Source organism: Acidisoma sp. (genome assembly GCF_035492295.1).
Classification (GTDB): Bacteria; Pseudomonadota; Alphaproteobacteria; order Acetobacterales; family Acetobacteraceae; genus Acidisoma.
The window spans coordinates 1-12,853 of record NZ_DATJJK010000247.1; the positions used below are offsets into that span (position 1 = coordinate 1).

At 65.2% G+C, this 12,853-nt stretch carries 11 protein-coding genes; 5 read left to right on the forward strand and 6 right to left on the reverse strand.

All coding sequences use genetic code 11. From position 1 onward, the window contains the following. Window positions 1-661: GNAT family N-acetyltransferase (locus VL752_RS18455; RefSeq protein ID WP_325357441.1), on the reverse strand; the 661-nt coding region annotated here is incomplete at its 3' end. A 3-nt stretch (window positions 662-664) separates the two neighbouring features. Beyond that, entirely contained in the window at window positions 665-907 is a 243-nt protein-coding gene (locus tag VL752_RS18460; RefSeq protein WP_325357443.1) for a hypothetical protein, read from the reverse strand. A gap of 227 nt (window positions 908-1,134) precedes the next feature. Here VL752_RS18460 and VL752_RS18465 point away from each other — a divergent pair, with 227 nt between their 5' ends. The 3 genes from VL752_RS18465 (at window position 1,135) to VL752_RS18475 (ending at window position 3,301) form a co-directional block, all read left to right on the forward strand. Next, window positions 1,135-1,863 carry an orotate phosphoribosyltransferase gene (locus VL752_RS18465; protein ID WP_325357449.1) on the forward strand — a complete coding sequence of 243 codons (729 nt, stop codon included), beginning with the start codon at window positions 1,135-1,137 and terminating at the stop codon, window positions 1,861-1,863. A 246-nt stretch (window positions 1,864-2,109) separates the two neighbouring features. Continuing rightward, on the forward strand, window positions 2,110-2,724 hold the full coding sequence (rpsD, locus tag VL752_RS18470; protein WP_325357451.1) for a 30S ribosomal protein S4: 615 nt from the start codon (window positions 2,110-2,112) through the stop codon (window positions 2,722-2,724). A gap of 73 nt (window positions 2,725-2,797) precedes the next feature. After that, window positions 2,798-3,301 (forward strand): GNAT family N-acetyltransferase, encoded by a 504-nt coding sequence (locus VL752_RS18475; protein ID WP_325357453.1) that lies wholly within the window; start codon window positions 2,798-2,800, stop codon window positions 3,299-3,301. Here the strand turns inward: VL752_RS18475 and VL752_RS18480 are convergent. From VL752_RS18480 to mutS, 4 genes are all read right to left on the reverse strand, one after another. After that, a complete protein-coding gene (locus tag VL752_RS18480) occupies window positions 3,289-3,690 on the reverse strand; it encodes a hypothetical protein (protein ID WP_325357455.1) in 402 nt (133 codons plus the stop codon). The genes VL752_RS18475 and VL752_RS18480 overlap by 13 nt on opposite strands. Window positions 3,691-3,860: 170 nt before the next feature. After that, window positions 3,861-4,727, reverse strand: coding sequence for an SMP-30/gluconolactonase/LRE family protein (locus VL752_RS18485; protein ID WP_325357457.1), 867 nt, complete (start codon window positions 4,725-4,727; stop codon window positions 3,861-3,863). Between the two features lie 67 nt (window positions 4,728-4,794). Next, window positions 4,795-7,593, reverse strand: a complete 2,799-nt coding sequence (locus tag VL752_RS18490; protein ID WP_325357489.1) for a [protein-PII] uridylyltransferase — start codon at window positions 7,591-7,593, stop codon at window positions 4,795-4,797. Window positions 7,594-7,595: 2 nt separating this feature from the next. After that, complete coding sequence (gene mutS, locus VL752_RS18495) at window positions 7,596-10,259, reverse strand: DNA mismatch repair protein MutS (RefSeq protein WP_325357459.1); 2,664 nt, start codon at window positions 10,257-10,259, stop codon at window positions 7,596-7,598. Window positions 10,260-10,718: 459 nt separating this feature from the next. On the opposite strand from mutS, the gene VL752_RS18500 reads away from it, so the two are divergent. Together VL752_RS18500 and speB are read left to right on the forward strand one after the other, a co-directional pair. Further along, window positions 10,719-11,843, forward strand: coding sequence for a Hint domain-containing protein (locus VL752_RS18500; RefSeq protein ID WP_325357461.1), 1,125 nt, complete (start codon window positions 10,719-10,721; stop codon window positions 11,841-11,843). 103 nt (window positions 11,844-11,946) lie between these two features. Then, the gene (gene speB / locus VL752_RS18505; protein WP_325357463.1) at window positions 11,947-12,852 is read left to right on the forward strand and encodes an agmatinase; all 906 of its coding nucleotides are present in this window, start codon (window positions 11,947-11,949) and stop codon (window positions 12,850-12,852) included. Window position 12,853 lies beyond the last annotated feature (1 nt).

Here is a 12,853-nt window from a genome sequence, read left to right on the forward strand (position 1 = left end):
GCTGCTGCTGGCCTGCGGCGTCGAAATTCGCGGGATCGAGCCAGGCCTCGAAAGCGCGGGCACGCTCGGGCCATTCGCGGTCGATGATGGAAAACCAGGCGGTATCCCGGTTGCGGCCCTTGGCCACCATATGCTGGCGGAACAGTCCCTCATAGGTGAAGCCGAAGCGCAGCGCGGCCTTCTTCGAGGGTTCGTTGAGGTTGTGGCATTTCCATTCGAAGCGCCGGTATCCTAGCGTTTCGAAGGCATAGCGGCCGAACAGATAAAGCGCTTCGGTGGCGATCCGGCTGCGGGCCATGGCCGGCCCCCAATGGATGCTGCCGATCTCGATCACGCCATGGGCCGGGTCGACGCGCATCAGCGCCTGGCGGCCCTCAGCGCGGCCAGTCGCGCCATCGACGACTGCGAAGAACAGTGGATCGGTGGAGGCCGTCGCCTGCGCGATCCAGGCCGCGAATTCGGCCTCATCCTTCGGCTTGGTCTCGAAGAGGTAACGGAAACGGTCTTCGGCCCCGGGCGAGGTTGCCGCGGCATAGAGATCGGCGCCATGGCGGGCGGCATCCAGGGGTTCAAGCCGCGTATAGCGACCCTCCAGCGTCACGCGCTCAGGGCGCGGCACAGGCTTCCAGCCGGACAGATCCTGTTCGGGAGAGAGGCTCACGCCTCAGTCGTCGCACTCGCAGCCAGGCGTCGGGCCCTGATCTTCGCGGACGACGTGATGGTCGATCCACTCGGCAACCAGACGCCGCGCCTCGCCGATCGAGGCTTCGGGATGGTGGATGCGATAGAGCGTCGTGCAGGCACGGAAGGACTCCATGTCCCCGTTGCCGTGAACCCTCAGCTCGCGATAGGCGGTAATCACAGCACGCTCGCAACGCCGAGCGATGGTGCTTACGTCACGCCCCATCCTGAAAGGCCCCCTTATGATCAAACCGGGCGGGCCCGAACGGGCACCGCATTGGTACTGACATTACTTACTGGCATGGGCGCGGCCGATCAAGGCGGACTGACTCAGCCCTACGGAGGGGCGCCCCGCGCCCAATAGAGGGCTGGGCAGTATTGCGTGGCACCACGCATTCTTGCGAGATGCCGACAAATCGCTAGAAACGCCCCTTCTTGTGATCGGAGCGCAGCATGACGGCCTTATCCCGCAAACTTGCAGGCCACGCGAGCGACTGGGACCGCGACGCGGCCATGACCGCCGCGCGGATCCTTCTTGAGATCAAGGCGATCAATTTCCGGCCAGAGGAGCCCTACACCCTCACCTCCGGCTGGAAATCGCCCGTCTATATCGATTGCCGCCGTATCATCTACTACCCGCAGGCCCGCACCAAGATCAGCCAGCTCGCGGTCGAGAAGATCCAGCGCGCCATCGGCTACGAGACGATCGAGGCGATCGCCGGCGGCGAAACCGCCGGCATTCCCTATGCCGCCTGGATTTCGGACCGCATGGGCCTGCCGATGTCCTATGTCCGCAAGAAGCCAAAGGGTTTCGGCCGCAATGCCCTGATCGAGGGCGACGTGCCGGAAGGCAAGGAAACCCTGCTCGTCGAAGACCTCACGACAGATGGGCAATCGAAAATCCGCTTCGCCCAGAGCCTGCGTGATGCCGGGGCGCTCTGCCATCACGCCTTCGTCGTCTTCTTCTATGGCGTTTTCGAGGGCAGCATCGAAACCTTGGCCGAAAACGACATTGCACTCCACTACCTCACCACCTGGTGGGATGTGCTGGAAGCCTGCCGCGAACGCCCCTACTTCCCCGAATCCGCTATGGCCGAGGTGCGCCGCTTCCTGGAAGCGCCGGCCGCCTGGTCCGCCGCGCGCGGCGGGGCGACCTCGAACAAGGCAAAGCCCGAAGAATAGGCCATCCGCCTGCCGCGCATGGCAGCTGCGGTTTGACAGCACGGGGGGCGCCACCTAGAAGCCCCCTCCATTGCCGGGAATGTGGACGATGTGCGGCCTTCCGCAGATCGCCCCGCCACCCAGGCGACAAGCGGCGCGGGCCAGCCCAGAAAAGCGGGCCCGACGCCCTTTCGCCGCTTCCGACGCATCTCTGTGATCGCCGGGGGCCGGGATGGACTACTGGCGCCATAGACGAAGGAGAGGCGCATGACCAAGCGCACCGAAAGCAAGTTCAAGATCAACCGCCGCCTCGGCGTCAATCTTTGGGGCCGCGCCAAGTCCCCTGTCGCCAAGCGTGATTACGGCCCGGGCCAGCACGGCCAGCGCCGCAAGAAGCCGAGCGATTACGGCGTGCAGCTGATGGCCAAGCAGAAGCTCAAGGGCTACTACGGCAATATCGGCGAGAAGCAGTTCCGCAAGTATTACGAGGAAGCGGTCCGCCGGAAGGGCGACACCTCCGAGAATCTCATCGAGCTGCTGGAGCGCCGGCTGGATACGGTCGTATATCGCATGAAGTTCGCGATCACCCCCTTCGCGGCCCGCCAGTTCGTCTCCCACGGCCACCTTCTGGTGAACGGCCGCCGGGTGAACATCTCCTCCTATCTCGTCGCCAATGACGACGTGATCGAGGTTCGCGAAAAGTCGAAGCAGCTGGCGGTGGTGCTGGATGCGACGCAGAGCGGCGAGCGCGACACGCCGGAATATCTCGAGGTCGATCACCGCGCCATGAAGGGCCGCTATCTTCGCGCGCCGAAGCTCGCGGACGTTCCCTTCCCCGTGCAGATGGAACCGAATCTGGTCGTCGAATTCTATTCGCGCTGATCAGGCGTCAGAGCCAATCGGAAAAGGGCGCCGCGAGGCGCCCTTTTTTGTTGGACCGAGGGTAGGAAGCGCCATGATCGAGACCGAGCGGCTGTTGCTCCGCCGCATGACTCCGGCCGATGTGCCAGCCCTCCACGCCATCATGCGCGATGCCGAGGCAATGCGCTTCTGGTCGACCCTGCCCCACGAAAGCCTGGGAGAGACCGAAGCATTTGTCGCGAGCACCGTGGCAGCCGTGGACGCTGGTACGGCAGACGACTTCGCCGTTACCCTCTCGGGCGTCGTCATCGGCAAGGCCGGGTTATGGCAGGGCAATGAGTTGGGGATTTTGGTGGCTCGCCCGCATTGGGGCAAAGGCTTGGCGACCGAAGCGGCGCTAAAGATCATTGAACGCGCTTTCGCGCGCGACCGCCATGAATTGGTAGCCGATGTCGATCCGCGCAATGCGGCTTGCCTCCGCATGCTCGGCCGCCTCGGCTTCCGGAAGACCGGAGAGGCCAAGGCGACTTATCTCATTGGTCAGGACTGGGTCGACAGCGTCTACCTCAGCCTGACCCCAGCCGACTACGGGACGTAATAGGCTGGCGGCTGGGGAGCCGCGTAATAGGTCGGCGGCTGCGGGGCCGCGTAATAGACCGGCGGGGGCGGCGCCGCATAATAAACCGGCGGCGGCGTGTAGACGACCGGGGGCGGCGCTGCGTAAACCGGGCCGAGCGCGCCACCTACGGCCGCGCCCACGGCCAGACCGAGCAGTCCGCTCGCAATCGCCACGCCCGGGCCAGGACCGCCGTAATAGCCGCCGTGCCAACCGCCACCGTGCCAGCCGCCACCGCCGCCATGCCAGTGGTTGCCGTGCCAGCCCTGGGCCTGCGCAGAGGTGCTGAGCGCCACGGGAGCCGCAAGCCCCGCGACCAGCGCGGCCGCAGCAAGGCCGCGGGTGAAACGGAAACGCGAGAAGAGTGTCATGTCCGAACTCCTTTCGGCGTATCGTAAAGGCGGGAACTGTAACTCTTGGTTTACAGCCTCGGCCCTGATCGCCGCATGCTCTCTAGATAGTCCGCGGTTCTGACGGTTATAGGGCAGAGCGGGCACAATGCCGCCGCAAAGGCCCCAGGCAATCCGCGGACTCGTGACACTCAGTCACAAAAACGTCCAACGGGCACGCCTGCGACATCAACCGGGAATACGAAAAGCCCGCCCGCTTGCGGGAATTCCTGGCGTTTCTCCGCGCTGCCCGGTAGCGCAGTTGTGATGAACAGCCGGCCCTCCGCGAAGCAGGGCATGGTCGCGTTCGGGACCGGCATGGCGATTTTTTCGACGATCGAGCCGTCAGGCGCGAAGCGGTTGATCACCCCCATGCCCGATCCGGCAGACCAGTAAAACCCGTCCATGTCGACGGCGCCGCCATCCGGCCGCCCCTGTTCGTTCGGCACGTCGGCGAAGCGGCGGCGGTGGCTGATGGCGCCGGTCTCGGCATCGAAATCCCAGACGTCGATCCAGGGACCGCGTGTGTCGGAATGGTACATGGTGCGCCCATCGGCGCTCCAGGCCAGGCCGTTGGAGTTCTTCAACCCTTCGACCTTGATTTCGACCTCGCCCGCGGGCGTCACGCGGTACAGCTTGCCGGAGGGCAGACCGTCCGCCCCTTCATTGATGGTACCGACCCAGAAGCAGCCGTCCGGCCCTACCTTGCCGTCGTTCAGTCGGTTCGTCTCGGGCTCGTCGATCTGCGCAAAGGGCGTGAGGTCGCCCGTCTTCGGATCGAAATACATGAGTTTCTGCTTTTGCGAGACGAGGATGCGCCCGGAGCGGCAGAGCGCGAAACTGCCCAGCACCTGGGGCAATTGCCAGGTGTCGCGCTGGTCCCCCGCCGGATCGTAGCGGTGCAACCTGCCGTTCGGGATATCACAGAAATAGAGGGCGCCCGCTTCCCCATCCCAGGTCGGGCATTCGCCGGTCCCGCATTTGCTGTCCCAGACGAGTGTCACCGCGCGTTCCACCATTGCCGCCTCCGCTTGCCCCGTTTGGCCCGGCCGTTGCGGCGGGCTTCTCAGGCATATAGGCGGCGCATCAGGCAGCGTCGACCTTTGGCCGGCCGCGCCCGAGGCTCTCGGCGTCGGGCTCGGGCGTCGTGGTGTCGCCGCTCGCGAGGGCTTCCAGAATGGCGCAGCGCAGATTGTCCAGCTTGCGCTCGTTCTGAACCTTCAGGCCGAAGACATCCTTGATGTAGAAGACGTCAATCGCGCGGACGCCATAGGTGCTGATATGGGCCGAGGCGATCTGCATGCCCTGGTCCGTGATGGCGGCCGTCACGTCATGCAAAAGGCCCGGCCGATCCCGCCCGTTCACTTCGACGACCGTATGGGTGTTGGAGGCGTGGTTATCGATCACCACGCGGGGCGGCACATGGATCGCTCGCATGCGTTGGCCAAGCAATGCTTCGGACAGGCCCCTGATCTCGTTTTCCATCCGCAGACTGCCCGACAGCGCCTGATCGATGAGCACGGAGAGCCGGGCCAGCCGCTGCGGCGAGCCGAAGATGCCGCCATTGGCATCCTGAATCCAGAAGGTATCGAGCGCCATGCCATTGGTCAGCGTATGGATGCGGGCATCGACGATGGAGGCGCCAGCGATGGCGAGAGCACCCGCGATGCGGCTGAAGAGGCCGGCATGGTCGGCGGCATAGACGGTGACCTCGGTGACGGCGCGGCTATGCAGCACTTCATGCTGGACGCTGAGCGGCGCCTGGCGGTGGCTTGCCTCCCGGATCATGCGGCCATGGCGCTCATGCGTCGTGGGGTCAAAGCTCAGCCAGTAGGCCGGGTAACCGAGCTCCAGGAAGTTGTCGATATCCTCGGCCGGCCAATCCTCGAGGCGTTCGGCCGCGGCCTCCTTCGCACGCGCCACGCGCACGTCCCGCTCGGTCGTGGCGAGGCCACCGGCCAGGACCTCGGCGACACGGGTGTACAGTTCGCGCAGCAGCGTCGCCTTCCAGCCGTTCCAGACTTTCGGCGAGACCGCCCGCATATCCGCGACGGTCAGCACGAGCAGAAGTTTGAGGCGTTCGGGGGATTGTACGGTGTCGACAAGATCAAGGATGGTCTTGGGATCGTCGATGTCGCGCTTGAAGGCGGTCTGGCTCAGCAGCAGGTGATGCAGGACGAGCCAGGAGACCATTTCGGTTTCCTCGGCGGAGAGGCCGAGCATCGGGCAGATGCTGAGTGCCAGTTCGGCGCCAAGCACGGAATGGTCCCCGCCCCTGCCCTTCGCGATGTCGTGCAGCATGACGGCGGTATAGAGCGCGCGGCGGGACTGCAGGTGATCAACGATGCTGGAGGCGACGGGCGCGGCATCCGTCAGCTCGCCCCGTTCGAGGGCCGCGACAACGCGCAACGCCTCGATTGTATGCTCATCGACCGTGAAGACATGATAGGTGTCGAACTGCATCTGCCCGACGATGCGCGCCCAATCAGGAACCAGCCGACTCAGAATGCCGGTCTCGTTCATGAGCGACAGCCAGCGCGCGCCGTCCGACCGGCCGGTCTCGCCGTCCCGGCCGCAGAGCAGATCCATGAAGATCGCCATCGCCGCCGGATCCCGGCGCAGCTGGATCGTCAGGCGTTCATTGCGGATCATGGAGCGGAGCGCGAGCGGATGAATCCGTAGATGCCGGTCGCGGGCGAATTGCATCACCCGCAGCATGATGATCGGATTCTGGGCCGCCGCGTCGAGATCGGCGCAGAGCAGCTGCCCATCCGCCAGCGACAGGCCGGCCTGCTGCAGCGCACGATCGGTCGGCGCCACGAGCGCGGGCGAACCGCGCGCGATGCGGACGATTTCCGGCTCCAGCACGTGGGTCAGACGCGCCACGTCCCGGGCCGTCAGGAAGTAATGGCGCATGAAGCGCTCCACCCCGTCCTGCACGCCATGGCGCGTATAGCCCATGCGGGCGCCGACAATGGGTTGGAGGTCGAAGGTCAGCCGCTCTTCCGGTCGGCCGGCGATATAGTGAAGATGGAAGCGGACGGTCCAGAGGAAGTCCATCGCCCGGCGGAAATGCCGCGCCTCGCGCAGAGTCAGCATCGGGCCGAAGGGACCGTCCTTGGCGAGCAGCTCCTCGACATCGGCGATGTCGAACACATAGGCGGCGATCCAATGGAGATAATGGAGATCGCGTAGCGCGCCGCGCCCCTCCTTCACATTGGGCTCGACCAGAAAGGGACTGTCGCCGTAGCGGCGATGGCGGGCTGCCCGCTCCGCCTGCTTGACGCGGATGAACTCCCCGCCGCCGGCCTCGGCGCATTCGGCACGGAAGCGGGCGCGGAATTCGGTGAAGAGCGCCACTTCGCCAACGAGGCAGCGGGCATCCAGCAAGCTGGTGCGAACCGTCGCATCCGCCCGCGCCTCCTCCAGGCATTCCTCGATCGAGCGCGTTGCGTGCCCGACCTTCAGCCCGAGATCCCAGAGAAAGTAGAGCATGAACTCGACGGCAGCGAGGGTTGCCTCGGAGGGATCGGCCTCGGTCAGAAAGAGCAGGTCGATATCGCTGAAGGGCGCGAGATAGCCGCGTCCGAAGCCACCGGTCGCGACCACCGCCATGCGGTCGGGCGCGCTCGGCCGGGCGACGGCGCTGGTATAGTCCATCAGCGCCTGGACGACGCCGTCCATATGCCCGGCGAGGGCCGCCGCAGCCGTCAGGCCGCTCAGCTCGTCGCGCTCGAAGGCGTGTTGCAGTTGATGCTGGGTGCGCGAGAGGTGGCGGCGAAACACAGCGAGTGCTGCATCGCGCGGCATCGCACCATCGGCCGCGGCGATCTCTGCCAGCGCGTCGCTCAGGGTGGGGCTCGGGGGGGGATTGACGGTCGACATTGTCACGATGCTAGGGAATCCGCGGCAGGGGCACCAGAAGCCAAGTCCTTTAGACGAAACAGGCACTCCAAGGCCTGGCGCGCGGTCAGGTTTTCGGGGTCGAGTTCGGAAAGCGCCTCGCGCAGCGGATCATGCTGATGCTCCGGCTCGCCCGTCTCTCGCTCCCCATCATGTTGCGGAGTGGCTGCCGCAAACAAGGGCAATTCTGCCGATTGCGTCAGCGGCCCAGCCTTCTCGAGGCTGGCGAGAAGCCCCGCCGCCCGTTTGACGACTGTGGCCGGCACGCCGGCGAGCGCCGCCACGTGCACGCCCCAGCTGCGGCCGGCCGCCCCTTTCGTGACCTCGTGAAGGAAAATGACGCTGCCCTTCCAATCCTTCACCCGCATCGTCGCTGGTTGAAGATGAGGCATTATCCCAGACAATCGGGCCAATTCATGAAAATGCGTGGCAAAGATCGCACGGCAGCGGACCGTATTGTGCAGGGCCTCCAGAACCGCCCAGGCAATGGCCAGTCCGTCCAGCGTCGCAGTGCCGCGCCCGATCTCGTCAACGACGACAAGGCTGCGCGGGCCGCCCTGATGAAGAATGGCCGCCGTTTCGATCATCTCGACCATGAAGGTGGAGCGCCCGCGCGCAAGATCGTCCGAAGCCCCGACACGGGAGAACAGGCGATCGACGATGCCGATGCGCGCGGCCTCGGCCGGCACCGGCAATCCAGCCTGCGCGATGATGACGATGAGCGCGTTCTGCCGCAGGAAGGTCGATTTGCCCGCCATGTTGGGGCCGGTCAGCAGCATCAGCCTTTGGGCGGCCGAAAGGTCGCAGTCGTTCGGCATGAAGGGGTCGCGGCCGGCGAGCGCTGCTTCGACCACCGGATGGCGGCCCGCCCGGATGAGGAAAGACTCATCCTCCGCCACCTCCGGCCGGCACCAGCCGACGGTTTCGGCCAGCCGTGCCGCACCCTGCAGCACGTCGAGCAGCGCGAGTGCCGCCGCACATTCCGACACTGCCGCCCGCGCCGCCATGACCTCGGCGACGAGACCATCGAACACAACCCGCTCACGGGCCCCGGCGCGTTCGGCGGCCGCCGCGATCTTGCGGTCGAGCTCGGACAGCTCGGTGCTCGTGAATCGGGCGCCCGATGCGAGGCCCTGGCGCAGCACGAGTTCCGGAAAAGCTCTGAGCCGCTCCGACGCTGCGGCCGGCACCTCGATGAGATAGCCGAACTGGGCGTGATGCTTGATCTTGAGATTGGGCACGCCGTAGCGCTGGGCGCACTCGGTCTGCACCTGGGCCAGGATCTGGCGCTGCTCGTCCCGCAGACGCCGTTCGGCATCGAGTTCGGCATCGAAGCCCGGGGCGATCGCCCGCCCGTCCTCAAGCCGCGCGGGCGGCGGATCGGCCAGCGCCCGGCCAAGCAGGGCAGCGAGATCGGGCACCGCCGTGAAAGCGTGCCGTGCCTGCCTCAGGATCGGGGGCAGGTCCGGCGGCAGTCGCTCGGCCAGCGCGGCTGCACTGCGCAGCGCCGCCGCAATCGCCGCAAGATCGCGCGGCGTCCCCTGGCCGAGCGCCACGCGCGCCAGAGCACGGGCAAGGTCAGGCGCCGCCCGCAGGCTTTGCCGCAGATCCTCCGTCAGCGCACCCTGAGCGAAAAGAAAATCCCAGCCGTCCTGCCGCGCAAGGATCGCCGCATGGTCGGTGAGCGGGGCGTGCAACCAGGCGGCGAGGAGACGCGCGCCGCCGGGCGTCAGCGTTCGCCGCAGGGCCGCGAGCAGCGTGTGGTTGCTGCGATCCCCGGAACGGGTCTCACTGATGTCGAGGCTGGCGCGGGTCGCCGCATCCATGGCGAGCACGCCGCGCTCACCCTGCGGCTGAGGGCGGGAGAGATGCGGCAGACGACCAGCCTGAGTGAGGCGCAGATAATCAAGCGCCACGGCGGCGGCGACCGCCTCTCCATCCCCGAACCCCCCGAAAGCCTCAAGGCTGGCGACGCCAAAACTTTGTGCGAGACGAGCCCGCGCCTCCTCGGGTCGTGGTGCCAGGGGCGGCAGATCGGCGGCACGCCGTTCCTCCCAGGAACCGAGGGCGATGGCCGCATCGGCCAGGATCTCGGCCGGGTCGAGGCGGCCGAGCAATGAGGGCAGGTCGGCCTGCGTCAGATGAGCCGTTTCGAACTGGCCGGTGGAGATATCGAGCCAGGCGGCGCCCAGCATGGCGGGCGGCGCGGCGCGGCCGCGCGGCCGCTCGCCCGCAATCAGGGTCAGGAGCAGATTGGGCTGGGCGGCTTCGAGCAGCGCGTCCTCGGTCAATGTGCCAGGGGTGATAATGCGCACGACCTCGCGCTTCAGCGGCGCCTTGCCCACGCGCCTCTTCGGATCTTCCATTTGTTCGGCGAGCGCCACGCGAAAGCCGCGGCGGATCAGCCGGGCGAGGTAGGCATCCCGGGCATGGACGGGCACGCCGCACATCGGAATGGGTTTGCCGGCATGTTCGCCCCGCGCGGTGAGAGCAATGTCGAGCGCAGCTGAGGCGGCTTCGGCATCGGCAAAGAAAAGCTCGTAAAAGTCGCCCATACGAAAAAAGAGCAACGCATTGGGATGGTCCGCCTTCATCGCGAACCATTGGGCCATGGATGGGGTTGCGCCGGCGGCACTCGGAATCTGCATAGGCTACGTCTAGCCGCCCTGGCGCCTGACGCGAAGTGGGTCACTTAACCTTTTGGACAAACTCTCGCCCAGCAATCTTTGCTTGATGGGCGACACAACGACCGCCAGTCATTTTCAAAAAATTGACTCTTTTAATGCGCATAATCGTCAAACAAAGCGCAGCTCTTCCGAATTAGATAATAGCTGATCAATATACTCTTGGGTATAGGAAGGAGATTGCCTTAACAAACTTTGACAATTTGGAAGAGTTTAGTATTGCAAAACCTTCCAAGAGCGGGGAACGGACGGACTTATTGGCCGCAACCATCCTGAAAGCCTCGACTTTTTTTGTGTCGTTTTCGTAATATCGTCTTGTCGAGAAATAAAAAAAGTAAGACCCTCTGGAGACGTTTCCTCATGCCCTCTCATCGTTCCGAATCCAGCCGCAAGTCCCCATAAGCACAAGGTAAAGGACTCGACATGTGCGCGAGTTTTTGTAGCGGCACGCGAATATTGACGACCCGCGGGCGCGTGCGGGTCGAAAAGCTACGCCTGGGAGATCGGGTGATCACGGTCGACCATGGGCCGCAACCAGTGCAATGGATCGGCCATCGCATCTACAGCCACGCCTTCCTGCGCCTCAATCCGAACGGCGTTCCGATCCGCATCCAGGTCGGCGCGATCGACGATGGCGTGCCGTCGCGCAATCTCTATCTATCGCCTTTCCATAATCTGTTGATCGACGGCGTCCTGATCCCGGCCGAGGCCCTTCTGAATGGCAGTTCGGTCTCCTATTGCAAGGAATTGGATCCCGTCTCCTACTACAACATCGAAGTCCCCATGCTTGCGGTGGTGCTGGCCGAAGATATGCCGGCCGAAAGCTATGTCGACCGCGGCGACAGGGCGATGTTCATGAATACCACTTCTGTTGAAATGCCGCCGGGAGCAAAGGCCTCCGGATCCAGGGCCTGCGCGCCCATACTCGAATCCGGGCCGATCGTTGACCGTGTGCGTGCCCGCATCGCGCTCCGTGCCGGCATCAATCCGCCGGACATCATGGAACGGCCGCAGGACGGGCCTTTGCTTGGCACCGTCGAATGGGCAGATCATCACTCCGTTTCTGGCTGGGCCTGGTTGCCCGACCATCCGGACGAGCCGGTCGTGCTTGAGATCCTCGACAAACAGGAGGTGATCGCCGTCGCCCTCGCGGATCAGCATCGCAGCGATCTGCGCCGTTCCGGCATTGGCAGCGGCTGCCACGCCTTTCATGTCGAACTGCCCCGGGCGCTGGATCCGATGCAATCGTACCAGCTTGTGGTGCGCCGGGCAGCCGATAGCCACCCCCTGCCGGGAAGCCCGTTTCCGCTCGAAGCGCATGGTCCGTCCGAGGCCCTCGCGGGCCTCGATCTCGCAGCCATGGTCAACGGCGCCGATCTCTGCGAGACGCGGCGTGTCATCGCCTGGCTGGAGCAGCAGGCCGTGAAGTTGCACGCCCTGCTGGTGGACAGTCAGCCGCTCGCCGGCATCATGGAAGACCTGAACGAGACCGAACCCCGCATACGCCGCCGGGCCGTCGAAAGCTTGAAGAGTTCAAAACTCGCCTGAGTAGCCTGCGCGTCTCCCCCGTCGCCACGCCGCGCCCCCTGGGCTATGCAATGAACCAAGCGTCAAACGCCGCGTTCAGTTCAAAGAGATCCAGGGGTGACTTATGGCGGGAATTCCAACCTTCGCGACCGCACCGGGCTTCCTGGGGCGGCCCACCACAGGTCCCGGCCCGAGCTTCACGGTGGCCGGCATCCCGCTTGACATCGGCGTCACCAACCGTGCCGGCGCACGCTCGGGCCCTGGCGCGATCCGCCAGGCGAGCCGCATGCTGGTCGACGGCGACCACCCGCATTTCTGGACCAATGTGAACGAGATGGCCATCGCCGATATGGGCGAATTCGAGATCGCCCTCGGCGATCTGTCAAAAAGCCTGGCGCTGATCCAGGAACAGGCCGTGGGCATTCCGCATCTCCTCGCCATGGGCGGCGAGCACGGCATTACTTTGCCGCTGCTTCGCGCCCTGCGGCAGCGCGAGGGCACGCCCCTCGCGCTCATCCATTTCGATGCACATGTCGATACCTGGGACGATAATTTCGGCCAGGTCTATGGCCACGGGTCGGTCTTCTACCACGCCATCCGCGAGGGCCTCGTCGATCCCCGTCGCATGATCCAGATCGGCATCCGCTCTCCTGTGCAGCGGGATGTTTGGGATTGGACCGTGGGCCAGGGCGTTACCATCCTTTCCGCCCAGGACGTCCATGCCATGGGCGTGCAAGCAGTTGCGCGGCGCATCGGCGACGTGGTGGGCCGGGATATGCCCACTTATCTCACCTATGACGTCGACTGCCTGGATCCTGCCTTCGCCCCCGGCACCGGCACGCCGGAGATCGGCGGCCTCGCCACGTGGCAGACCCAGGCGATCATCCGGCAGCTGACCGACACGCCGTTCATCGGCATGGATGTGGTGGAGGTGCTGCCCGCCCATGACGTGAGCGAGACCACCGCTCTCGCCGCCGCGACCGTGATGTGGGAATATCTGGCCCTGCTCGGCCGGCCGAACGCCAGCTGAG